Origin of the sequence: Allokutzneria oryzae (assembly GCF_042429765.1) — a bacterium.
Lineage (GTDB): Bacteria > Actinomycetota > Actinomycetes > Mycobacteriales > Pseudonocardiaceae > Allokutzneria > Allokutzneria oryzae.
Genome location: NZ_JBHLZU010000020.1, coordinates 1 through 23,795 on the forward strand (window position 1 = coordinate 1; position 23,795 = coordinate 23,795).

The 23,795-nt window shown below is 71.1% G+C and carries 21 protein-coding genes; 18 read left to right on the plus strand and 3 right to left on the minus strand.

Features of this window, described 5'->3' with window-relative positions; translation table 11 throughout:
* Positions 1-216: 216 nt before the first annotated feature.
* Together mycP and eccD are read right to left on the minus strand one after the other, a co-directional pair.
* Entirely contained in the window at positions 217-1,566 is a 1,350-nt protein-coding gene (mycP, locus tag ACFFQA_RS24410; protein WP_377856621.1) for a type VII secretion-associated serine protease mycosin, read from the minus strand.
* Complete coding sequence (gene eccD, locus ACFFQA_RS24415; RefSeq protein ID WP_377856624.1) at positions 1,563-2,939, minus strand: type VII secretion integral membrane protein EccD; 1,377 nt, start codon at positions 2,937-2,939, stop codon at positions 1,563-1,565. Before eccD ends, mycP begins: the two co-directional genes overlap by 4 nt.
* Positions 2,940-3,139: 200 nt before the next feature.
* Between eccD and eccCa the strand changes: the two genes are divergently transcribed.
* From eccCa to ACFFQA_RS24465, 10 genes are all read left to right on the plus strand, one after another.
* Positions 3,140-7,153 (plus strand): type VII secretion protein EccCa, encoded by a 4,014-nt coding sequence (gene eccCa, locus ACFFQA_RS24420; RefSeq protein WP_377856627.1) that lies wholly within the window; start codon positions 3,140-3,142, stop codon positions 7,151-7,153.
* Between the two features lie 55 nt (positions 7,154-7,208).
* Positions 7,209-8,861, plus strand: coding sequence for a type VII secretion-associated protein (locus ACFFQA_RS24425; RefSeq protein WP_377856630.1), 1,653 nt, complete (start codon positions 7,209-7,211; stop codon positions 8,859-8,861).
* 171 nt (positions 8,862-9,032) lie between these two features.
* Complete coding sequence (locus ACFFQA_RS24430; RefSeq protein ID WP_377856633.1) at positions 9,033-9,347, plus strand: WXG100 family type VII secretion target; 315 nt, start codon at positions 9,033-9,035, stop codon at positions 9,345-9,347.
* A 5-nt stretch (positions 9,348-9,352) separates the two neighbouring features.
* Positions 9,353-9,634, plus strand: coding sequence for a WXG100 family type VII secretion target (locus tag ACFFQA_RS24435; protein WP_377856636.1), 282 nt, complete (start codon positions 9,353-9,355; stop codon positions 9,632-9,634).
* A 277-nt stretch (positions 9,635-9,911) separates the two neighbouring features.
* A complete protein-coding gene (rplM, locus tag ACFFQA_RS24440) occupies positions 9,912-10,355 on the plus strand; it encodes a 50S ribosomal protein L13 (RefSeq protein WP_377856639.1) in 444 nt (147 codons plus the stop codon).
* Between the two features lie 41 nt (positions 10,356-10,396).
* Entirely contained in the window at positions 10,397-10,963 is a 567-nt protein-coding gene (rpsI, locus tag ACFFQA_RS24445) for a 30S ribosomal protein S9 (RefSeq protein ID WP_377856641.1), read from the plus strand.
* Between the two features lie 115 nt (positions 10,964-11,078).
* Positions 11,079-12,419, plus strand: coding sequence for a phosphoglucosamine mutase (gene glmM, locus ACFFQA_RS24450; RefSeq protein ID WP_377856644.1), 1,341 nt, complete (start codon positions 11,079-11,081; stop codon positions 12,417-12,419).
* 135 nt (positions 12,420-12,554) lie between these two features.
* A complete protein-coding gene (locus tag ACFFQA_RS24455; protein ID WP_377856647.1) occupies positions 12,555-12,851 on the plus strand; it encodes a hypothetical protein in 297 nt (98 codons plus the stop codon).
* Positions 12,851-14,944, plus strand: coding sequence for a hypothetical protein (locus ACFFQA_RS24460; protein WP_377856650.1), 2,094 nt, complete (start codon positions 12,851-12,853; stop codon positions 14,942-14,944). Before ACFFQA_RS24455 ends, ACFFQA_RS24460 begins: the two co-directional genes overlap by 1 nt.
* The gene (locus ACFFQA_RS24465; RefSeq protein ID WP_377856653.1) at positions 14,941-15,207 is read left to right on the plus strand and encodes a hypothetical protein; all 267 of its coding nucleotides are present in this window, start codon (positions 14,941-14,943) and stop codon (positions 15,205-15,207) included. The genes ACFFQA_RS24460 and ACFFQA_RS24465 overlap by 4 nt, the downstream gene beginning before the upstream one ends.
* Before the next feature lie 7 nt (positions 15,208-15,214).
* Here ACFFQA_RS24465 and ACFFQA_RS24470 read toward each other — a convergent pair whose 3' ends face one another.
* On the minus strand, positions 15,215-16,033 hold the full coding sequence (locus tag ACFFQA_RS24470; RefSeq protein ID WP_377856656.1) for a dienelactone hydrolase family protein: 819 nt from the start codon (positions 16,031-16,033) through the stop codon (positions 15,215-15,217).
* A gap of 95 nt (positions 16,034-16,128) precedes the next feature.
* Between ACFFQA_RS24470 and glmS the strand changes: the two genes are divergently transcribed.
* The 8 genes from glmS (at position 16,129) to tsaB (ending at position 23,794) form a co-directional block, all read left to right on the plus strand.
* Positions 16,129-17,991 carry a glutamine--fructose-6-phosphate transaminase (isomerizing) gene (gene glmS / locus ACFFQA_RS24475; protein WP_377856659.1) on the plus strand — a complete coding sequence of 621 codons (1,863 nt, stop codon included), beginning with the start codon at positions 16,129-16,131 and terminating at the stop codon, positions 17,989-17,991.
* Positions 17,988-18,452, plus strand: coding sequence for a DUF6228 family protein (locus ACFFQA_RS24480; protein ID WP_377856662.1), 465 nt, complete (start codon positions 17,988-17,990; stop codon positions 18,450-18,452). The genes glmS and ACFFQA_RS24480 overlap by 4 nt, the downstream gene beginning before the upstream one ends.
* Before the next feature lie 19 nt (positions 18,453-18,471).
* Positions 18,472-18,852: a holo-ACP synthase gene (locus tag ACFFQA_RS24485; RefSeq protein ID WP_377856664.1), complete on the plus strand. Its 381-nt coding sequence runs from the start codon at positions 18,472-18,474 to the stop codon at positions 18,850-18,852.
* A gap of 2 nt (positions 18,853-18,854) precedes the next feature.
* Positions 18,855-20,303, plus strand: coding sequence for an NAD(P)H-hydrate dehydratase (locus ACFFQA_RS24490; protein WP_377856667.1), 1,449 nt, complete (start codon positions 18,855-18,857; stop codon positions 20,301-20,303).
* 8 nt (positions 20,304-20,311) lie between these two features.
* On the plus strand, positions 20,312-21,466 hold the full coding sequence (gene alr / locus ACFFQA_RS24495) for an alanine racemase (protein ID WP_377856669.1): 1,155 nt from the start codon (positions 20,312-20,314) through the stop codon (positions 21,464-21,466).
* Positions 21,463-22,572, plus strand: a complete 1,110-nt coding sequence (locus ACFFQA_RS24500) for an alpha/beta fold hydrolase (protein ID WP_377856671.1) — start codon at positions 21,463-21,465, stop codon at positions 22,570-22,572. Before alr ends, ACFFQA_RS24500 begins: the two co-directional genes overlap by 4 nt.
* 5 nt (positions 22,573-22,577) lie before the next feature.
* Positions 22,578-23,039 carry a tRNA (adenosine(37)-N6)-threonylcarbamoyltransferase complex ATPase subunit type 1 TsaE gene (tsaE, locus tag ACFFQA_RS24505; protein ID WP_377857662.1) on the plus strand — a complete coding sequence of 154 codons (462 nt, stop codon included), beginning with the start codon at positions 22,578-22,580 and terminating at the stop codon, positions 23,037-23,039.
* Positions 23,040-23,101: 62 nt separating this feature from the next.
* Positions 23,102-23,794 carry a tRNA (adenosine(37)-N6)-threonylcarbamoyltransferase complex dimerization subunit type 1 TsaB gene (gene tsaB / locus ACFFQA_RS24510; protein WP_377856674.1) on the plus strand — a complete coding sequence of 231 codons (693 nt, stop codon included), beginning with the start codon at positions 23,102-23,104 and terminating at the stop codon, positions 23,792-23,794.
* Position 23,795: the final 1 nt, after the last annotated feature.

A 23,795-nucleotide genomic window follows, 5' to 3' on the forward strand; every position in this document is an offset into this window, starting at 1 on the left:
CGCAGCGGCCCTGACCTGCTTCAAAAGACTCCCCAAATAAGACACTCCCTTAATGCGAGAGAGAGCGCTCTCGTTTCGCGTCAAGGTGACAAAACGCGAAACGAGGCGGCGTGTGGTGGTGGCTCCGGGTGGGTGGTGTGTTGCTGGTTGCAGGGCGCGCCGTGGGCCGCGGCGACTCCAGGTGGTGTCTGGTGAGTCGCCGCGTCGGGGCGGGTCCTAGGCGGTGCGGCGTCGGCGGAGGGCGCGGACGGCGAGGTGGGTCAGTGCGAGCACGCCCAGGCCGATGCCGGAGCCGACCAGCGCCACCGTCAGCGGCCGGGTGTCGGCGGGCGCGGGCGCCGCTATGTCCACAGTGGACCGAACGGGTGGGAGCGGGTTGATGCCCTGCTCCTCCGGCAGCACCGCGGTCAACGCGGCGACCGGGTCGACCATGCCGTAGCCGACGTGGAAGTCCCGGCCGGACCTGCCCTGCGGCTGCCGGGCGGTCTTCTTGATCCGCTCCATCACCTGCACCGGGCTCAGCTGCGGGTACCTGGCGCGGACCAGGGCGACGACACCGCTGACGTACGGCGTGGCGAAGCTGGTGCCGTTGATCGAGTAGAGCTGTCCGTCCGCTTCGACAACGCGGTTGGCCAGCCCTTTCGCTCCATCACCGGGATCGAGCGAGGTGTGCTGCGTCCCCGGGGCCGCGACGTCCACCCACGGTCCGCCGAGCGTGAAGCTCGCGGGCGACCCGTCCTTGTCGAGCGCGCCCACGGTCAGCACGTCCTCGTCGTACCAGGCGGGGCTGGGCACGGTCGCCAGCGCGTCCGGGCGGTTTCCGTTGCGGCAGTTGCTGCCTTCCTTGTCGTTGACGTTTCCCGCCGCCGCGACGACCACGGAGTTGTGGTCGCGGGCGTAGCGCACCGCTGCCCGGAGCTCGGGCCAGTCCTTCGAGTTCGGAGTGGTGCAGATGACCGAGGAGATGTTGATGACCCCGGCCTTCTCGTCCGTCGCGCGCACGATCGCCTTGGCCAGCGACAGGTGGTCGCCCGCGCGGACCGGTGTGTTGTTCTTCTGACCGCCGTACGCCTTGCTGGACTGCCGGATCGCGAGGATGCGCGCACCGGGGGCGACACCCTTGAAGCCTTCCTTCTCGACCTCGTCGTTGGCCGCGATGATGCCCGCGACCAGCGTGCCGTGGCCGTCGCAGTCCGTGGTGCCGTCCCCGTCGCTGCTCACGTAGTCGCCGCCCGCCCGCAACCGCCCGTCGAAGCGCGGGTGCTTGTTGACGCCGGTGTCGATCACCGCGACGAGCTGGCCGTCACCCCTCCCGAAACGCCACACCTGCTCGAAGTTGAGGTCCATCTGGCCCCACGGCCGGGCCTCGACGCTGGCACCCGATCCGGCCTTCACGCACTCCTTGTCCCGTTGGTAGGTCTGGTCCGGGGCAGGGGGATGACCACTCAGCGAACTCGCGTCGAAGCTGACCGGGGGCGGCGTCGGATAGCTCGGAACCGGGGTGAACTCGACTGTCGGCTGGGCGAGCGCGATCACGCTCGCGACAGCGGCGATTGGGCTTCTCACAGGTGCCTCACCACGCTGTAGAGGTCCATCACGGCCAGCGCGAGCGGCAGCACGGCCGCGATCAGCACCGCCTCCGCCACGTCCACGGAACGGCGCAGAACCGGGGAGAAGCGCTGCTTCGGGAAGACGACCCCGAGCGTGATCGCCGCGCCCGCGAGCACCACGAGCGAGCCGAACACCCACAGCAGCTGGTGGAACGGGTTCGCGCGGAGCAGCCAGCCGACCATCAGTCCGGTCGCCGAGAGCAAGCCCGTCACCAGCAGCGCGATCGCCTGACCGCCGTTGGCGTAGGTGCGGGCGCGCAGCAGCAGCACCGCCGAGACCACACCGCCGAAGAGTGGGCCGAACCACGAACCGCCCGCGGCCGCGATCACCGCGCCCGCCGCGGCGACGAGCCCACAAGCGATGATCATGCCGGTCATGTACTCGTGGGCCAGGCCCGCGCGGCGCTCGATCACCGCGTAGTCCGGGAACTCGTCGTCTTCCTTGAGCTCGGCGGCACTGCCGGGGACCTGCGGCAGCGGCAGCTTGGCGAGCTGGATGGTCAACCTGGGCAAGCCGGAGAGCGCCGCGAGTGCGACGGCCGACGCGCCCGCCGCGACCCCGGCGACGGAGTGCGGCACGAACACGGTGACCAGGGCGGCGAGCGCGCCCGCCGCGCCGATCCCGGCTCCTGCGACGAACACCGTGATGCCTCCGCCGAGCACCAGCAGGCCGATCACCGCGACCACGGCCAGCAGCGCGAACGCCAGGATCAAGCTCGCAGGTCCGAAGCGGCCGGGTACCGCGTGCAGCCCGCACACGAAGGCGAAGGGCAGGGCACCGGCCGCCGCGACCGCGATCCCGGAGTCGGGCGCCTGGTGCACCCGGGTGACCGTCGAGCCCGCCGCGATGGCCACCAGCGCGGCCACGCCCGCGGTGATCGCCGCCGCGAGCGGGAAGCGCCCGCCGGCCAAGTGGACCGCGGCGGCCGCGGTGACCAGGGCCAGCACGCACGCGATGTTGCCGAGCCTGCGCGCGGTCTCCCCGGTCCACGGCCGCAGCCCGCCCGGCTCGGCGTCGGCGATCGCGTCCACCACGTCGTCGTAGAGCGGCGGCGGCGGGTTCTCGCTGCGGCGGCGCAGCTGGAGCAGGTCGCCGTCGACGACGCCGAGCGACGCGAGCGTGCGGCTCGGGTCGAGCGGTGCCTCCCCGAGCTTGCCGAGGCACCAGCCGCCGTGCCGCGCGCCGCCGTCCGGGCTCGCCTGGCCCGCGAGGTTGAGCAGCATCGGCAGCAGGTCGGCCACCGCGACGTCCGAAGGCAACGCCACGTCGATCCGCGTTCGCGGCGCGAGCACCGTCACCCTGCTGAACACCGTCGTTGCGGTCGCCACCAGCACCCCCTGCGGTTTGTTAGCCCGTCCCGGTGCGTGATCGGTGAATCGTCCGGAACGAAGTCCTGAGCGCCCCTAGTATGGCCGGGCCTCATCCGGCGGGACTTCGGGTTCGGTGAATCCGCCACAAGAGGACTAGGGCAGTCTTGGGGGACCGCCAGAGAATTGCCGACCCTGACGAGCTAAGAGGTACTGCTTCGGTGAGCACGCTTCAGTTCAAGCGGACCGCGCGACTGAGCCCGCCCCGCATGCCAGGCGGTGAGCTGCTTCTCGAAGCGCCACCCGAGGTGCCCCGCGTCATTCCGGCCAACATCCTGATGAAGATGCTGCCCGCGGTGATGATCGCGGCGTCCGTGCTGATGATGGGCCTGGTCTTCATGACAGGGGGGCAGAATCCGAGCTCACTGATCTTCGGCGGGATGTTCCTGCTGTCCACCATCGGGATGATGGCGGGCGGCGGATTCGGCGGAACGGGCAAGAAGAAAGCCGAGATGAACGAGGACCGCAAGGATTACCTGCGGTATCTCGGGCAAATGCGGGAACGCGCACGCCAGGCGGGTCGCGACCAGCGCGACGCGCGCGAGTGGGTGCACCCCGACCCGCAGGCGCTGTGGTCGCTGGCCGCCACCCGCAGGATGTGGGAGCGCCGCGCGAGCGACCCGGACTTCTGCCACCTGCGGATGGGCCGAGGACCGCAGCGCCTGGAGACCAGGCTGCGCCCGCCGGAGACCGGCCCGGTCGACGAGCTCGAACCGATCACCACGCTGGCGCTGCGCCGGTTCATCCGCGCTCACTCGATCGTGCCGAACCTGCCGTCGGTGTTCACCCTGCGCGCCTTCGCCGCGGTCGCGCTGCACGGCGAGCGCGAGGTCACCCGGGCGCTGGCGCGTTCGCTGCTGGCCCAGCTGGTCACCTTCCACGCGCCGGACGACGTGCTGGTCGCCGTGGTCACCAGCGGACGGGCCCGCGCTGAGTGGGAGTGGACGAAGTGGCTGCCGCACGTGCAGCACCCCAGGCTCACCGACGGCATCGGCGCGCTGCGCATGATCACCGGCTCGCTCAAGCAGGTGGAGACCTGGCTGGCCGAGGAGATGCGCGACCGCCCGCGCTTCACCAAGGGCGGCCAGCAGCAGCCGGAGCTGCCGCACATCGTGGTCGTCATCGACGACGGTGAGGTCGCGGGGGACGAGCACGTCCTGCTCACCGAGGGCCTGTCCGGGGTCACGCTGCTCGACCTGTCGGACTCCATCGGCACCCTGTCCAAGCGGCGTGGCATCCGGCTGACCGTCCAGGACGGCAGGCTCGGCGCGCTCAGCGGAACCGGCGGGGTGGAGTGGTTCGGCGGGCCGGACGCCATGACCGTGACGGAGGCCGAGGCGCTGGCCCGGCGGATCTCGCCCTACCGGATCGTCACCGGCGCGGGCGCGGAGCTCGTGGACGAGCCGCTGCTGACCTCCGACACCGGCCTGTTCGAGCTGCTCGGGCTCGGCGACCCGATGAGCTTCGAGATCGCCCACGCGTGGCGGCCCAAGCCGATCAGCGACCGCTTCAAGGTGGCCTTCGGCGTCGGCGAGCACGGTCAGCCGGTGGAGCTGGACATCAAGGAGGCCGCGGTCGGCGGCATGGGCCCGCACGGCCTGTGCATCGGCGCGACCGGCTCCGGCAAGTCGGAGTTCCTGCGCACCCTGGTGCTCGGCATGATCGCCACGCACTCCTCGGCGACGCTGAACCTGATCCTGGTGGACTTCAAGGGCGGCGCGACCTTCGCGGGCCTGGACGGAGCCCCGCACGTGGCCGCGGTGATCACCAACCTGGCCGACGACCTGACGCTGGTCGACCGCATGCAGGACGCGATCGCCGGTGAGATGAACCGCCGCCAGGAGGCGTTGCGCGACGGCGGGAACTTCAAGAACGTCTGGGAGTACGAGCGGGCGCGGGAGAACGGCGCGGACCTGGACCCGTTGCCCGCCTTGTTCATCGTGGTCGACGAGTTCTCCGAGCTGCTGTCGGCAAAGCCGGACTTCATCGAGCTCTTCGTCGCCATCGGCCGTCTCGGCCGGTCCTTGCAGATCCACCTCCTCCTCGCCTCGCAACAGCTTGAGGAAGGGAGGCTGCGCGGCCTCGACAGCCACCTGTCCTACCGGATCGGCCTGAAGACCTTCTCCGCATCGGAGTCCAGGTCCGTGCTCGGTGTTCCCGACGCCTACGAGCTGCCGCCGGTCCCTGGCTCCGGCTACCTGAAGTTCGACACGAACACCTTGGTCCGCTTCAAGGCCTGCTACGTCTCGGGGCCGCACCGGCCGCCCGGCATGCAGGCGGTCCGGGCAACCGCGCCGGTCACCGGCGACCGCAGGCCGAAGCTGTTCGTCCCGGACTTCGTCGAGATCCCGGTGGTCCCGGACACCCCGGTCTCGGAGAACGAGCCCGCCAAGCCGGAGCAGCCGACGGAGCCGAGCGAGCTGGACATCGTGGTGCGCCGGGTGCAGCGCAAGGGGCCGGAGGCGCACGCGGTGTGGCTGCCGCCGCTGAACGAGCCGCCCTCGCTGGACCTGTTGCTGCCCAACCTCTCCGTGACCGAGGAGCGCGGACTGTCCCCTGTGGACTACTTCGGCGCCGGGAAGCTGATCGCGCCGGTCGGCATCGTCGACCGGCCGTACGAGCAGCGCAGGGACACCCTGTGGGCCGACTTCTCCGGCAGCGGCGGGCACGCGGTCGTCGTCGGCGCGCCACGCGCGGGCAAGTCGATGCTCATGCGGTCGCTGGTGATGTCGATGGCGCTGACGCACACCGCGGAGGAGGCGCAGTTCTACTGCCTGGACTTCGGTGGCGGCACGCTCGCGTCGTTGCAGGGGCTGCCGCACGTCGGCGGCTACGGCGGCCGGTTCTCGCCGGACCTGGTGCGGCGCATGGTCGCCGAGCTCAAGACCCTGCTCGCCGAGCGGGAGCAGCGCTTCCGCGAGCTCGGTGTGGAGTCGATGGCGGAGTTCCGCGCCCGCAAGCGCCGCAAGGAGGTCGTGGACGACCCGTTCGGCGACGTCTTCCTCCTGGTGGACGGCTGGGCGGCGTTCCGGCAGGAGTTCGAGCTGCTGGAGCCGGACGTGGTGAACATCGCCGCGCAGGGCCTGTCCTACGGCGTGCACCTGGTGATCGCCGCGACCCGGTGGGCGGAGATCCGCCCGTCACTGAAGGACCTGCTCGGCACGCGCTTCGAGCTCAAGCTGGGCGATCCCAGTGAGTCCGATGTGGACAGACGAGTCGCCGTCAACGTGCCCGCCGAGCGGCCCGGTCGAGGCGTCTCGCGGGAGCGGCTGCACTTCCTCACCGCGCTGCCCAGGATCGACGGCGCGGCGAAGGCTTCCTCCGGGGTGCCGATGACCGCAGAGGACGTGGGCACCGGCATCTCCGACGCGGTGGCCAGGATCGCGGCGGCGTGGCGCGGGCGTTCCGCCCCGCCGGTCCGGATGCTGCCCGACTCCTTCCCGTACTCGCGGCTGCCCGCGCACACCGAGGACCTGCCGAGGCACGCCATCCCGATCGGGATCGACGAGGACGAGCTCAAGCCGGTGTACCTGGACTTCGAGTCCGAGCCGCACTTCGTCGCCTTCGCCGAGCAGGAGTCCGGCAAGACCAACCTGCTGCGGACGATCGTCCAGGGCATCGTCGACCGCTTCACGCCGAAGCAGGCGCGGATCATCCTGGTCGACTACCGGCGCTCGATGCTCGGCTTCGTCACCTCCGAGCACCTGCTGGCGTACGCGGCGGGGTCGCAGCAGTTCACCGGCATGGTCGAGGACATCCACGCGTCGCTGACCAAGCGGCTGCCCGGCCCCGACGTCACCCAGGAACAGCTCAAGGACCGGTCGTGGTGGTCCGGCCCCGAGCTGTTCCTCGTCGTCGACGACTACGACCTGGTCGCGACGTCGGGCAACAACCCGCTCGCCCCGCTCGGCGACTTCCTCGCCCAGGCAAGGGACATCGGCCTGCACCTGGTCGTCGCGCGGGCCTCGGGCGGTGCCAGCAGGGCGCTCTACGACCCGGTGCTCGGCAAGCTCCGCGAGCAGTCCGCGCCCGGCATCGTGATGAGCGGCAACCGGGACGAGGGCGCGCTCGTCGGCACGGTGAAGCCGTCCTCGATGCCGCCGGGCCGGGGCACCCTGGTCAACCGCAGGTCCGGCCAGCGCGTCGTGCAGCTGGCCTGGCTGGACCCGGAGTGAGCGAGCCGTTCGGCACAGCGGCTTCGGTCGTTGCGGCCGAGCCTGCGAGGTGGTCATGACCGGACGGGTCCGGCTCGCCGTCGACTTCGGCACGTCCAGCACCTGTGCCGCGCTGTCGGTTGACGGCGGCGAGCCGGCCGTGGTCCTTGTCGACGGCAGCCCGCTGGTGCCCTCGGCGGTCTTCGTCGCCATCGACGGCACGGTGTTCGTCGGCCGCGAGGCGGAGCGCCAGGCCGCGATCGACCCGGCCCGCTACGAGCCGCACCCCAAGCGCCGCATGGACGAGGGCGAGCTGCTGCTGGGCAACGCCGTCGTCCCGGTCGCCCGCGTCGTCGGCGCGGTGCTCGCGATGGTGGTCGCCGAGGCCCGCCGGGTCGCGGGCGGCGCACCGGTCGACGTGCTCGTGCTGACCCACCCGGCCGACTGGGGATCGGTGCGCCTCAGCGTGCTCCGCCAGGCGGCCTCCGGGCTCGCCGCCCGCGTCGTCCTGGTGTCCGAACCCGTTGCGGCAGCGGTGTTCCACGTCGCCAACACGGGATTCACCGGCGGCGCGCTCGCGGTGCTGGACGTCGGCGGTGGCACCGTCGACGCCAGCGTGGTGCGACGCGGCGGTTCCGGTTTCGAGGTCCTCGCCAGCCGGGGTGACCCCGGGTTCGGCGGCGCTGACATCGACCAGGCGCTGCTGGAGCACGTCGGCACGCTCGTCTCCGGTGAGGACCCCGAGGCGTGGCGGCGGCTCGTCGAAGGCCGGGACCTGCCCGACCGCCGTCGCCGCCGAGTGCTGCACGAGGACGTCCGCAGCGCCAAGGAGACCCTTTCCCGGCACGCGTACACCGACATCCCGATGCCGCCGCCCTTCTCCGACGCGCACGTGCCCAGGGGGGAGCTGGAGCGGCTGGTGCGCGGGCGGCTCGCCCGAGCCGTGGAGATGCTGGCGGCGACCGTGCGTGACTCCGGGGCGCAGGTGGGCGCCGTGTTCCTCGTTGGTGGGTCCAGCCGCATCCCGTTGCTCGGTCAACTCGTCCACGACCGCCTCGGCGTGGTTCCGACCGCGCTGGACCAGCCGGAGACCGTGGTGGCGCGCGGTGCTCTTCGCGCCGTCGGAGCTCTTGGTACCGCCGGCGCCGTCCCACCTCCGGCGGTAACGCCCGTGCCGCCCGCCGCGGTCCCGGCCAGGGCACGGCCTCGCCGGTCGAAGGCGCTCGTGCTGGTGGCAGTGGTTCTTGCGGTGGTGGCGGCGGTCACAGCACTTGTCGTGTTCACCGGATCGGGCGGTAAGGAACTCGCTCAGTACGACTACCGATTCCGAGTTCCGGACGGCTGGGAACACAGCGGGGGCGACCCGGCGAAACGCAAGGTCCAACTCCGCAGAACCGCGACCCCGGACGCGGGCGATGTGATCGGCGTCGAACAGCGGCAGTTGTCCTACAACGCCTCGGTGGAACCCGAACGCGCACTCGGCGAACTCCGGACGGCCTTCGACGCCGAGCGCGAGCACGGTTACTCGGGATTTGAGCCCTCGGTGCGGTTCGGGGGCCGCGACGTCGTCCGCTACCGCCGTGACCTGCCAGGATCGGTCGTCGAGTGGTATGTGGTCTTCGAGGGGGCGACCCAGCTCACAGTCGGCTGCCAGAGCACTGGAAGTACCGGGGAAGAGGTCGGGCGGGCCTGCGAGCACGTGGTGCGCACCCTTGCCGTGACAAGCTGAGTGAATTCCCGGCAAATGCCAGAGTGATTTTCCCTATCCGAATCCGGCCGGGCCCACCAATCAGGTGGACGGCGTTCACACCCGCAACAACTTGCGGCGTTAAGTCGCCCCGCGTGAACCGGTCGTGGCAGGGTCTTGGGCTGTGACACCGATCGAAGGGGGAGTCGTTCGATGACTCAGTACGAGGTCAATGCCGAGGCCATGGGTAAGGCCTCCGGCGACGTGGCCAGAGTTCGGGACCAGCTCGTCGGCCAGCTCAACAGCCTGCGCGGGCAGCTGGAGCCGCTGCAGTCGCAGTGGAGGGGCGACGCGTCGAAGGCGTTCCAGACGCTGATGCGCAACTGGAACGAGCAGACCGTCCGGCTGAACAACGCGCTCGGGGTGATCTCCGACCAGCTCGGCCAGTCCGGCAAGTCCTACATCCGCCGGGAGCAGCAGGCCTCCGAGGGCATGTCCACCATCCGCGCCGGCCTCGAAGGGCTCTGATCAGCATGGACATCAAGGTTCAGTTCGGTTCCCTCGCCGAGGCGCAGGGCAACATCGCCTCCGCGGCCACCAAGCTGCAGACCCAGCTCGCGGACCTCAAGTCCGACCTGGCTCCGCTCACGGCGACGTGGACCGGTGCGGCAGCCGACAACTACAAGCGCGCCCAGCGCGAGTGGGACGAGTCGGCCAAGGCGCTCCAGGAGATCCTGGCCAAGGTCGGCACCGCGCTCGGCCACGCCAACGAGAACTACCAGGACGGCGAGCGCAAGGCCGCCGACCTGTGGTGACCAGCGCGTGAGGTGCTCGAAGGCCCCGGCTCCTGCCGGGGCCTTCTTGCGTGTCCGAGCCGGCGGCAGGCCCCCGACCTGGCATGATGCCGAACATGGCGCTCGTCACCGGGGGCCGTTTTGACCCTGCCGCACAGCGGCGGGTAACCTCGATCGCTGTTGAAGCGGTATATCGTGCGGCGCCAAGTCGGCCGCGCGTTTTCGCGCCCTGAAGAGCAGGTGCCGGACTCTGCCGCCCCAACGCCACCCCAGACGCGAGTGACGACGAGGTAGATCCGTGCGCACGTACAGCCCGAAGCCCAGCGAGGTGAAGCGAGCCTGGCATGTCATCGACGCCCAGGACTTGGTGCTCGGCCGCCTCGCGACCCACGCCGCAACCCTGCTGCGCGGAAAGCACAAGCCGACGTACGCGCCGCACATCGACACCGGTGACTTCGTCGTCGTCATCAACGCCGAGAAGGTCGCGCTGACCGGTAACAAGCGCGACCAGGAGTTCGTCTACCGGCACAGTGGCCACCCGGGCGGACTGAAGAAGCGCTCGTTCGGCGAGATGCTGGACAAGTACCCCACCAAGCTGGTCGAGAAGGCCATCAAGGGGATGCTGCCGAAGAACAAGCTCGGCAACGCCATGGGCAAGAAGCTCAAGGTCTACGCCGGTCCGAACCACCCGCACGCGGCCCAGCAGCCGCAGTCGTTCGAGCTCCCCAAGGTCAGCCAGTGACCTCGCCGGTGTCGGACAACCAGAACTCAGAGGAAAACCGCGTGACCACTCCCGCTGACGAGACCACTCCCGCCGTCGACGAGACCGTTGCCGACGAGGCCGTTGCCACCGACGAGGTCGTCGCCGAGGCCACCTCTGACGAGGCCGTTGCCGAGGCCACCTCTGACGAGGTCGTCGCCGAGGCCACCTCTGACGAGGTCGCCGTCGCGCCGCTCGGCACCGGCCGCCTGATCCAGACGGTGGGCCGCCGCAAGCAGGCCATCGTCCGCGTCCGCCTGGTGCCCGGCACCGGCAAGTTCCTGCTCAACGGCAAGGACATCGACGCCTACTTCCCGAACAAGGTGCACCAGCAGCTGATCCGGGACCCGTTCACCACGACGGACAAGCTCGACAAGTTCGACGTGTTCGGCACCCTCTCCGGTGGCGGCGTCTCCGGCCAGGCCGGCGCGCTGCGCCTGGCGATCGCGCGTGCGCTGATCTCGCTGGACGCCGACGACCGCCCCGTGCTGAAGAAGGCCGGCTTCCTCACTCGTGACCCGCGGGCCAAGGAGCGGAAGAAGTACGGTCTCAAGAAGGCCCGTAAGGCCCCGCAGTACAGCAAGCGCTGACCTCGGCCTTACGTCGCAAGACAACCTACGGGAGCAGATGTCCGTCCTACGGATGTCTGCTCCCGTAGTTGCGTCCGGCCCTCGTCCGGGCCCGTCACTCGGAGGACTTCTCGACATGGCTCGCCTCTTCGGCACCGATGGTGTGCGTGGTCTCGCCAACTCCGACCTCACCCCCGAGCTCGCGATGTCCATCGCGGTCGCGGCGGCGCGGGTGCTCGGTGAGCGCAACGGTCCGGACCGCCCGGTCGCGGTCGTCGGCCGGGACCCGCGAGCCAGCGGCGAGATGCTGGAGGCGGCCGTCGCGGCCGGTCTGGCCTCGGCGGGCGTGGACGTGCTCCGGGCGGGTGTGCTGCCCACTCCCGCGGTCGCGCACCTGGTCAGCGACCTGGGCGCCGGGCTCGGCGTGATGATCTCCGCCTCGCACAACCCGATGCCGGACAACGGCATCAAGCTGTTCTCCGGCGACGGGCACAAGCTGCCCGACGCCGTGGAGAACCAGATCGAGCAGCTGATGGCCGGCGGTGCCGGCGTCGCCCGCCCCACCGGTGGCTCCATTGGCCGCGTCCGCGACATCGATGACGCGGTCCAGCGCTACGTCGACCACCTGCTGCTGGCCACCCCGCAGCCGCTTGAGGGCCTGCGCGTCGTCGTGGACTGCGCGAACGGCGCGGCCTCCATCGCCGCCCCCGAGGCCTACCGCCGAGCGGGCGCCGAGGTCATCGCGGTGCACGCGTCCCCGGACGGCATCAACATCAACGACGGCTGTGGCTCCACCCACCTCGACGTGCTCCGCGACGCGGTCCGTGAGCACGGCGCGGACATGGGCATCGCGCACGACGGCGATGCCGACCGCTGCCTCGCCGTGGACAACACCGGCGCCGAGGTCGACGGCGACCAGATCCTCGCGGTGCTCGCCCTGGCCATGAAGGAGGGCGGCGAGCTCGCCGACGACACCCTCGTCGCCACGGTGATGAGCAACCTCGGCCTGCACCTGGCCATGCGCGACCACGGCGTCGCCGTGCGCACCACCTCGGTCGGCGACCGCTACGTGCTGGAGGAGCTGCGCTCCGGCGGCTTCTCCCTCGGCGGCGAGCAGTCCGGCCACGTGGTCCTGCCCACCCACGCCACCACCGGCGACGGCCTGCTCACCGCGCTGCGCCTGATGGCCCGCGTGGTCTCCAGCGGTCGCTCCCTCGCCGACCTGGCCGGGGTGATGCGCCGCCTGCCGCAGGTCCTGGTCAACGTCAAGGTCAGTGACAAGGCCGCGGTCGCCGCCTCCCCGTCGGTCGCCGAGGCCGTCGCCGCCGTCGAGGCCGAGCTGGCGGGCAGCGGCCGGGTGCTGCTGCGCCCCTCCGGCACCGAGCAGCTGGTCCGGGTGATGGTGGAGGCCCCGAGCCAGGACGCCGCCGACGCCGCCGCCAAGCGCCTCGCCGGGGTCGTCTCCGGCATTCGCTGAGCAGTTCCCCTGTTCGGCCCGCGCCCGCTTCGCCGCTGGTCCACCATGGGGTGGATCGCGGAAGAGGCGGGCGTCGGCATCCGGGCGTCTCGATAGCCTCTGCCCGATCAGGGGAGAGTCGAGGGGGACGTTCAGGTGGGTTTCGGCACCAACACCGACGAGATGTCGACCGTCGCGGGAGCGTTGCGCTCCGCGGCGGAAGCTGCCGCTCCGAAGATCAAGCCGGTCGAGGTGGCGGCCAACGAGGTCGGCAATCTTGGCTTGGCGCACGTTGAGGCGGCGAAGAAGTACAACGATGGGCTGCGCAGGCTCGTCACCGCCGCGAACAGCTTCGTGGCCGCCACCAACGACTTCGCTGGCCGCCTGGAGAAGACCAAGGGCGGCTACCAGTGGGTGGAGAACAAGAACACCGGCACCGTCGGGGGTAAGTGATGGCCGACCTGCCCAGCCGGGACGAAGTTGTCGAGATGCTCGGCAGCCCGGAGCTCACCAAGGCCGAGAAACGAGACCTGCTGCTCGCCTACCGCCGGTACGACTCCACCAGCGACGATGTGATGGCGAGGTACGAGAGAGAGCTCAACCTCGGCGCCTTCGAGATCCGGGCAAGCCAACTCCGTCATTTCGGCTACCGCGACTTGGGTTTGCTGGATGTCCACAAGCGCTACAAGGAGGCCGTCGAGCAGCGGGTCAACGGTGGTGTTCGCTCGGGCAAGGAGAAGCTGGAGGACCTCAAGCGCAAAGGTGCCACGGGCGGCACCGGGGCGACCAACTCCAACGAGATCCTTGACGTGGGACTGCCCGGACTCGATGTGTTCAAGCGCTTCGGCCAGGTCTATGCCGAAGCACCCCGCGGCTCCTTCAATCCCAAGGCCATCGACGGTGACCCCTACGCGCTGGCGAAGGCGCACTACGAACAGCAGCGAGACATCCGGTTCGACCAGCTCGAGGCCCACGCGCGGGTGCTGGTAGAGGCGAAGGGCGCGATCGAAGCGTCTGCGGCCAAGTCCTCAAGCAGTCTCTCCGGGCTTTACGGGCACTGGACAGGCAAGGCCGCTGACCGTTCGCGGGTCTTCTCCGACCGGTTCCGGGTGGAGGTGGGTCACCTGACGCAGTCGTTGCAAGGGGCGGCCGAGGTGATCCGCAGTGCGTCGGCGAAGGTCGCGCAGATGTGCCGGGACAAGGCGGAGTTCGCGCTCACCTCGCATCGTGAGCGGATGCCGGATCGCACGGTCGCCGAAGGCTTGATCATCATGCGGATGGCCAAAGGCAGGCGCGACGCGGATGCTCGCAACGTCGCCCGGCTGCTGCCCCCCGATGTGGCGAAGCGTGTCGCGGAGGACGCCTGCGAGCTGAACGAGGAGACCCTCCGGTTCATCGAGGCCGCGGCGCTGAAGTGGGCGGAGTCGTTCTGTCGGGACTTCGAGTCGCACCACGCGAAGTTTGTTGATATGTGCAAAAAGACCCGTGCCAACGTGGACAACATCTGGCAGGTGATGACCGACCACCTCAACCAGCTCAATGACAACCCGTTCAAGGAGCTGATCGGCGGGACTCCGCCCGGCGGTGGCGGTAAGCCCGGTGGTGGTGGTGGTGGTTCCGGCGGCGGGGGAGGCGGCGGTGGTGGAGGGGGCGGTATCGGTGGCGGTGGCGGCCCTGGCGGTGGTGGCGGTGGTGGCGGACGAATCCCGCCGATCGCTCCGCCACCACCGATCACACCGCCGGTGATGCCGCCCGTCGAGACACCGCCTGCCGGGACGGAGCCCTCCGCCGTTCCCGGAATGCCTGTGCCAGGCGGAAACCAGCCGCGCGAGTCGGTGAGCTTCGAGGACGGCGGGCGCAAGATCTCCGTCACCAGCCCGACCCGAGACGGCCACGTGACGATCACCGTGGAAGGCCCGGACGGCAAGCCGAAGAGCTACGAGGTCGACTTCGGACCGACCGGTCCTGAGGTGAAGCCGATGCCGCAGCCCGGCGGCGTCCCCGTGCAGCCGATCAATGCGCCTCCCGGTGCGCCGCAAGAGATTCCGGTCACCAAGGCGGACGAGAACGGCAAGGCGACCATCCAGGACGGCGACCGTTCGATCGTCGCGGAGCGGGTGCCTGGTGACTCCGGTCATCTGAAGGTGACCGTGCCGGGCGCGGACGGCAGGCCAACGACCTACGACCTCGACTTCACCGACGGGCAGGTCGAACACGCAAGCTCCACTGTGGACGGTTACCGGAGCTCGGGTGAGTTCGAAGAGCCCGCCGAGTACCGACCGGGCGGAGCCGGGCCGCGGCCGGGCGAAGCCGCGCTCGGCTCGATGCCCGGTGACGGGCAACGGGTGCCGGACGCTCCGCAGCCGCAGAGCTCCGGCATGGCGATGCCCCCCGCTGCGCAGGCGGGCGGTGGAGGAGATCAGGAGCGCAGTGGAAACCCTTGGCGCACCCCGGCTCCCGTCGTGGACGACGGCGGTGCCGCCGAGACGGTGAGCAGGCTCGCGCGGGTGCTCGGCGGCCTTGACGACGAGGAGGACCAGCGGTGAGCGATGACGTCGCCGCGGCGCAGCGAAGGCTGGACCTGGTGATGCGCGAGCACGCCGAGCAGATGGAGCTGGCCACCAGGCGCAGGGACGAGGCCGTCGCCGAGTCCGAGCGCGCCGCGAAGGCGATCACGGAGCACGCGGCCAAGGTGGTGGAACGGCTCCAGGACCGCCGTGACACCGGGTGGCCGCCGCAGCAGCCGCAGCAGCGGCAACAGCCGATGGACGACGACGAGGACTACTCGACGCAGACCTGGTTGCGCTGAAAGGGAATCAGGCGAGGCTGGGGACGGCGGGACCTCGGGTGTAGTCGATCGAGCAGCCCTTGATCTCGTCCTCCAGCAACGCGCTGTACTTGCGGTTGCCGCTGAGCACGCGCAGGAAGAACGCGGTCAGCAGGACCCGGGAGATCTTGTGCGTCGCCCGCTGTGGCTTGCCGTCCAGCAGCAGGTCGGTCCACTGCCAGTTCTCGGTGAAGCCGAGGTGCGTCGCCTTCTGCACGCCGCGCAGCTGCACCGGACCGGCCCACGCCTGCGCCACCGGCTCCGCGTGCCCGATCGGCGGGGAGATCAGGTCCTCGTCGCCGGAGAGGTGCAGCGCGGGCATCGTGCACTCGCGCGCGGCGTCCAGTGCGGAGGGCCTGGTCTCCGACAGCCCCATCGTGCCGACCGCTCGGACCCGGTCGTCCTCGGCCGCCGCCAGCACCGCGCAGCCGCCGCCGAGGGAGTGCCCGGCGAGGCCGAGCTGCTCCGGGTTGACGCTGATCTTGCCCTCACCCAGGCGCACGCCGGTGCAGATGTCCAGCGTGGTGCGCAGGTCGGCGGTGAACAGCCTGTGCGACGGCAGCGGACCGTTCTGCGTGGCTGGCGCCGCGACGACGAAGCCCCACGAGGCCAGGTGCCGCATGAACCCGTGGTAGCGCTTGATCGGCTGGAGCCAGCCGTGGCCGAACACCACCGCGGGGAGGTTCTGGCCCGACTCCGGGGTGAGCACCGCGCCGGGGAGGCCCACCAGCGCCAAGTCCCCTCGCATCACCCGGTACGGGCCGGGGCGAGACAGCTCCTTGAACGCCTGCTTGGCGGTGAGTGCCATGAGCGCAGACGTTAGTGGATCGGCCCCCGAACTGCGATGGCAGGCGTGTCCAGACCAATCCGACAGGCATTGGTCCAACGCCATACTCTGGCCGCGTGTGTGGAATCGTGGGATACGTGGGCCATCGCCCCGCCCTGGACGTGGTGCTGAACGGGCTGAGCAGGCTGGAGTACCGGGGCTACGACTCCGCGGGCGTCTCGGTTCTCAACGGCGCCGGTGAGCTGGCCGTCGAGCGCAAGGCCGGGCCGCTGGTGAACCTGGAGAACCGGCTCGACGAGGCGGGCAGAGGCCGGTTCACCGGGACCGCGGGCATGGGCCACACCCGCTGGGCCACGCACGGGCCGCCCACCGACCGCAACGCCCACCCGCACCGCGACGCCTCGGGAAGGCTCGCGGTGGTCCACAACGGGATCATCGAGAACTTCGCGCAGCTGCGCGCCGAGCTGGAGGCCGAGGGCGTCGAGCCGGCCAGCGACACCGACTCCGAGAGCGCCGCGCACCTCATCGCCCGCGCGTACGACGGCGGGGAGACCGCGAAGGACCTCGCCGCGTCCGTGCGCGCGGTGTGCCGACGCCTCGAAGGCGCGTTCACCCTCGTGGTCACGCACGCCGACCACCCGGACCAGATCGTCGCCGCCCGCCGCTCCTCACCGCTGGTGCTCGGCGTCGGCGAGAGCGAGATGTTCCTGGCCTCCGACGTGGCCGCGTTCATCGAGTACACCAAGGACGCCGTCGAGCTGGGCCAGGACCAGGTCGTCGTGCTCGACCGCGAGGGCTACCGCGTCACCGACTTCCACGGCGAGCCCGTCGCCGTGACCCCGTTCCGGGTGACCTGGGACCTCGCCGCCGCCGAGAAGGGCGGCCACGAGTACTTCATGCTCAAGGAGATCGAGGAGCAGCCCGACGCGCTGGCCAACACGCTGCGCGGGCACTTCCAGGACGGTCGGATCGTGCTCGACGAGCAGCGCCTGTCCGACCAGGACCTCCGCGACGTGGACAAGGTCTTCGTGGTGGCCTGCGGTTCCGCCTACCACTCCGGGCTCGTCGCCAAGTACGCGATCGAGCACTGGACACGGCTGCCCGTCGAGGTCGAACTCGCCAGCGAGTTCCGCTACCGCGACCCCGTTCTGGACCGCGACACCCTGGTCGTCGCGGTGTCGCAGTCCGGAGAGACCGCCGACACGCTGGAGGCGGTCCGCCACGCGCGTGAGCAGAAGGCCAGGGTGCTCGCGGTCTGCAACACCAACGGCGCGCAGATCCCCCGCGAGTCCGACGCGGTGCTCTACACCCACGCGGGCCCGGAGATCGGTGTCGCCTCGACCAAGGCGTTCCTGGCGCAGATCGCGGCGAACTACCTGGTCGGCCTCGCACTGGCGCAGGCCCGCGGCACCAAGTACCCCGACGAGGTCGCTCGCGAGTTCCACGAGCTGGAGTCCATGACCTCGGCCGTGGACCGCGTTCTGTCCACTTCGGACAGTGTGCGGAAGCTGGCGAGGGAGCTGGCCGACTCCAAGGCGGTGCTGTTCCTCGGCCGCCATGTCGGCTACCCGGTGGCGCTGGAGGGCGCGCTCAAGCTCAAGGAGCTGGCGTACATGCACGCCGAGGGCTTCGCCGCCGGTGAGCTCAAGCACGGCCCGATCGCGCTGATCGAGGAGGGCCTGCCCGTGGTGGTCGTCGTGCCGTCGCCGAGAGGGCGCGCCGTGCTGCACTCGAAGCTGGTCTCCAACATCCAGGAGATCAAGGCCCGTGGCGCGCGCACCATCGTGATCGCGGAGGAGGGCGACGAGACCGTGCGCCCGTTCGCCGACCACCTCGTCGAGGTGCCCGCCGTGCCCACGCTGCTCCAGCCGCTGGTGTCCACGATCCCGTTGCAGGTCTTCGCCGCCGAGGTGGCCAAGGCCCGCGGCTACGACGTCGACAAGCCCCGCAACCTGGCGAAGTCGGTCACCGTCGAATGAGCTGCGAACACGGGTGGGCGTTCCCCGAGGTGGAGACGACCTGCCTGGACGACACCGAGGTCCGGCTGGGGCGGCTGCGCTTCGCGGAGCGGCACCTGGCCGCGGACCGGCGTGACGAGCGCTTGTTCTTCCTCGCGGAGATCGTCGCACCGGGGTTGCACGTGCGGTTGGAAGGCGTGACGAACCTGGTCGACGGCACGGCGCTGCCCCGGTTCCTGGACGGGCTGGACTTCCGCGGCTGGGAGGGCGAGAAGCGGTGGCGCAGCGCCGATCGCGACATCGCCGTGGCGGCGCGGTGGGGCTCGCGCGGCCACATCGAGCTGGAGTGGACGCTGCGGCCGTGGCGGCGGTCGGTCACGGGGGAGTGGTCGGCGTCCGTGGTCACCGACATCGAGGCCGGGGCCGCGAAGGACGCCTTCGCGGCTGAACTGAACAACTTCCTGGCTGTCGAGACGGGCTGAGCGTGGGAGCCTGTGCATCGTGATCGTGGGCATAGGCACCGACATCGTCGGCGTGCAGCGGTTCGAGCGGTTGCTCGCGCGGACCCCGCGCATGCTCGACCGGCTGTTCACCGAGGCGGAACGCCGCACAGGCAAAGGAGAACTGAGGCGGCCGTCGTCGCTGGCGGCGCGGTTCGCGGCGAAGGAGGCCGTGGTGAAGGCGCTCGGCGCGCCGCACGGCTACCGGCTGCTGGACTGCGAAGTCGTTGCGGCAGCGGACAATCGGCCCTCGGTGCGGCTCACCGGTGTGCTCGCCGCCGCCGCCGAGGCCGCCGGTGTTGGCTCTTGGCACCTCTCACTCACCCACGACGCCGACATCGCGGCCGCCTTCGTGGTCGCCGAGCACTCCGGGAGGAGCTGAGCGTGAAGGGCGTGTGGACAACCGACCACGTGCGCGAAGCGGAGAACCGCCTGCTGGCGCGGGTCCCGGACGGCTCACTGATGCGCAAGGCCGCGTTCGGGCTCGCCACGGTCGCGCTGCGCATGCTCGCCCCGCGCGTCACGGGCCGCCGCGTCACGCTTCTCGTCGGTGCGGGCAACAACGGCGGCGACGCGTTGTGGGCTGGTGCCTTCCTGCGCAGGCGTGGTGTCGCGGTCACCGCCGTGCTGCTCGCCCCAGACCGCGCACATCCGGAAGGCCTTGCGGCGCTGAGGAAAACCGGCGGTCGTGTGATCACCGAGGACGCTCGCGAGGCCGTGCGCGCCGCCGACCTGGTGATCGACGGCATCGTCGGCCTTTCGGCCCGTGGACCGCTGCGCCCGGCCGCCGCCGAGCTGGTCGAGCAGGTCAGCGCACCCGTGCTGGCCGTGGACCTGCCCAGCGGGGTCGAGCCGGACACCGGCGCGGTGAACGGCCCGGCGGTCACCGCGACGGCCACCGTGACCTTCGGCTGCCACAAGCCGGTGCACGTGCTCGGCGAGGGCGCGAAGCGCTGCGGCGAGGTTCACCTGGTGGACATCGGCCTCCGCCCCGAGCTCGGCGAACCCGACATCACGGTGCTCGAACACGCGGACGTGGGGCGGCTGTGGCCGGTGCCAGGGCCGACCGACGACAAGTACACGCAGGGCGTCACGGGGATCTCCGCCGGTTCCTCCGCATATCCGGGAGCCGCCTGGCTGTCCACCGGGGCCGCGACGCTGGCCACCTCGGGCATGGTCCGCTACGCCGGTCCCGCCGCCGAGGCGATCCGCGCCAGCTGGCCGGAAGTGATCACCACCGGCTCGGTCGCCGACGCCGGGCGGGTGCAGGCGTGGGTCGTCGGGCCGGGCATGGGCACCGGCGCCAGCGCGAAGGAGGTGCTGGCCCAGGTGCTCGAAGCCGAGGTCCCGGTGTGCGCGGACGCGGACGCGATCACTTTGCTGGCCAAGCACGAGGACCTGTGGGACGCGCGCGACCCCGCGACTCCGATGGTGCTGACGCCGCACGACCGCGAGTTCGCCAGGCTGGCGGGCGAAGTCGGCGACGACCGGGTGGCGGCGGCGCTGCGAGCGGCGAAGCGCTTCGGCGTCGTCGTGCTGCTCAAGGGGCACAGCACGGTGGTGGCCGCGCCCGACGGCCGTGCGCTGGTCAACCCGGCGCGCTCCTCGTGGGCGGCGACCGCGGGCTCCGGCGACGTGCTGTCCGGGCTGATCGGATCGTTGCTGGCCAGCGGCATGGACCCGTGGCTGGCCGCCGGATGCGCGGCGATGGCGCACGAGCTGGCAGGGGAACTGGCCGCCGAGGGTGCTCCGATCCCGGCGGGCGCGTTGTTGCGGCAAGTGCCCGACGCGATCCGCGTCCTACGGGCCGCCGCGGAGCCTGTGACACCATGAACGGCGTTATGGCTGCTCAGAACCCGCACCTGCCGCGTGCCGAAGTGCTTGTCGACACCGACGCACTCCGGCACAACATCGCCCTGCTCAGCGGCCTCGCTGCCGCCTCGGGCGCACAAACGATGGCGATCGTCAAAGCCGACGGTTACGGGCACGGGGCACTGCACGTGGCCAGAACCGCGCTGGAGGCCGGAGCCACCTGGGTGGGCGTCTGCCACATCGACGAGGCCCTAGCGCTGCGCGCTGGCGGGATCACCGCGCCGGTCTTCTCCTGGCTGCACGTGCCGGACGAGGACTTCGCGCCCGCCCTCACCGCCGGGATCGACCTGTCGGTCTCCTCGCTCGCCGCGCTCGACGGCGTGCTCGACGCGGTGCGCAGGACCGGAACCACCGCGCGGATCCATCTCAAGATCGACACCGGGCTCTCCCGCAACGGCTGCGCGCCGCAGGACTGGCCCGAGCTGGTCCGGGCCGCCGCCGGTGCGCAGTGCACGGGCTCGGTCCAGGTCGTCGGCGTCTGGTCGCACCTGGCCTGCGCGGACGAGCCCGGCCACCCGTCGATCGACGCCCAGGCGAAGCGGCTGACCGAGGCGCACGCCATCGCCGTGGACGCGGGCCTGCGGCCGATCCGGCACATCGCCAACTCCGCGGCCGTGCTCAGCCGCCCTGACCTGCACTTCGAGCTGGTCCGCACGGGCATCGCGATGTACGGCCTCAACCCGATGCCGCCCGGCCACGGCGGCGAGGACCTGCGCCCGGCCATGACCTTCCGCGCCCGCGTCGCGCTGACCAAGCGCATCGCCGCGGGTGAGGGCGTCTCGTACGGGCTGACCTGGACGGCGCCCAGGGAGACCACGGTCGCCCTGGTGCCGACCGGCTACGCCGACGGGGTCCCGCGCGCGCTGTCCGGGCGGATGGAGGTCCTGCTCGGCGGGAAGCGGCGCCCCGTCGTCGGCAGGATCTGCATGGACCAGGTCATGGTCGACTGCGGCGACGACGAGGTCCACGAGGGCGACGAGGTCGTGCTGTTCGGCCCGGGGACCAGGGGAGAACCGACCGCGCGGGAGTGGGCCGACACGCTCGGCACGATCCACTACGAGATCGTCACCGGCATGTCCCGCCCCCGCGTCACCAGGACCGCCGTCCCGGTCGGAGGAGCATGAACCGCATCTGGAGAGCCGTCGGGGTCGCCGGTGGCGTCCTCGGCGCTGCCGTCGCGGGCACCGCCGTGGGCGCGGCGGCGAAGAGCTCCCAGATCAAGCAGCGCCGCGAGGGCGCGGCGATCCTGGACCGCTACGCCGACGAGCCGCTCGGCGAGCTGAAACCCGACCGCACCTCCACGGTCGCCGCCGACGACGGCGTGCCGATCTACGTGGAGGAGGTCGCGCCGACCGACGGCGGCAAGCCGGAGCTGACCGTGGTGCTGGTGCACGGCTTCGCGCTGGACCGCAGGACCTGGCACTTCCAGCGGCGGGACTTTCCCCAGCTGGCCGACCCCAGGGTGCGGCTGGTCATCTACGACCAGCGCAGCCACGGCCGGTCCGGTCGCGGCCCGACCGGGACCGCCACGATCGACCAGCTCGGCCACGACCTCGACGCGGTGCTGCGCGCGATGGTGCCGCAGGGGCAGATGGTGCTGGTCGGCCACTCGATGGGCGGCATGACGATCATGGCGCTGGCCGAGCAGCGCCCGGAGCTGTTCCGCGACCGGGTGGCGGGAGTCGCCTTCATCGGCACCTCGGCGGGCGAGATCGGTCGCTCCGGCCTGCCCCGGCCCGTGCTGTCCAGGCACAACCCGGTCACCCTCGGCCTCGGCAGGCTGGCGAGCTGGCAGCCGGGGCTGGTGGAGCGGGTGCGCGGCGTCAGCGGGCAGATCGTGTGGAGCCTGATCCGCACGCTGGCCTTCGGCGACCGCAAGGTCAGCCCCGCCCTGGTCGACCTGGTCGACGACATGATCTCGGGAACCTCGGTGCAGGTGCTGACCGAGTTCCTGGAGACCCTCGGCACGCACAACCGGGTCTCCGCGCTCGCCGGGCTCCGGCACACCCACGTTCTGGTGATCGGCGCGGACGCGGACCGGCTGACCCCGTACTCGCACTCCGAGGTGATCGCGGCCGAGCTGCCCGACGCCGAGCTGGTGCTGGCCGAGGGCGCGGGACACGTGATGATGCTGGAGCAGCCCGCACTGGTCAACGAGCGGCTCGCGGAGCTGCTCGGCAGGTGCGTTGGCCGGACTGGGAAGAGGAAGCGCTGGTGGAAGCGGGCGTGAACACGGTGTCGGAGTGGACGGCGCGGCTGCAGGAGCCCGAGGACACAATGGCCCTGGGCCGCCGCCTCGGCGCCCTGCTCGGCGCGGGGGACCTGGTCCTGCTGGCGGGGCCGCTCGGCGCGGGGAAGACGGTCCTGGTCAAGGGCATCGCGGAGGGCCTCGGCGTCCAGGGCCGGGTCAGCTCGCCGACGTTCGTGATCTCCCGAGTGCACCAGCCCGCCCCGGGAGGCAGGGCCCCGCTGGTGCACGTGGACGCCTACCGCCTCGGCGGCGATGCCCTGGAGCTGGACGACCTCGACCTGGACACGGACCTTGAGGACGCGGTCGTGGTGATCGAGTGGGGCGAAGGCTTCGCGGAGCGCCTGGCCGACGACCACCTCCTGGTCCGCCTGGACCGCCGCCCGGACGACGTCCGCGAGGTCACCCTCACCGGCCTCCCCCGCGTCCTGAAGGCCCTCCAGTCATGAGCTGAAGGACTCCTTCAGGGTGCTCAACGGTCGCGACCAGGGCGGTCGTAGACTCGTTCGTCGTGCTCGTGCTCGCGTTGGACACCGCAACTCCCGCCGTCATGGCCGGCGTGGTCGCCCTGGACGGCGACGGCCCGCCACGGTTGCTCGCCGAGCGGGTGACCGTCGACCCGCGGGCGCACACCGAGCTGCTCACCCCGCACCTGACGGCCGCGCTCGACGAGGCGGGCGTCCGGCTCGACCAGCTCGACGCGATCGTCTGCGGCGTCGGCCCCGGCCCCTTCACCGGCCTGCGGGTCGGCATGGTCACCGCCGCCGCGTTGGGGCAGGCCCTGGGCATCCCGGTCCACCCGGTGTCCACATTGGACGCGATCGCGCACGCGACGCCGTTCGCCACCTCGCTGCTCGTGGTCACCGACGCGCGCCGCCGCGAGGTCTACTGGTCGGTCTACTGCGACCAGGGGTGGCGCGTCGCCGGACCGCACGTCGACCGCCCGGACGAGGTGGCCGCGAAGCTGGCCGACGAGCTGGAGGACATCGGGGTGACCGAGGTGTCGGGCCCCGTCGCCGAGCAGCACGCCGAGCTGTTCGGGCTGACCGCGCTGCCCACCACCCACCCCACACCGACCGGCCTCGTCGGTGTCGCCGCGAGGGCGCTGCGCGAGGGCGGCGAGCCCGAACCGTTGACGCCGCTCTACCTCCGGCAGCCCGACGCCGTCGAGCCCGGTGCGCGGAAGCGGGTGAGCCAGGCATGAC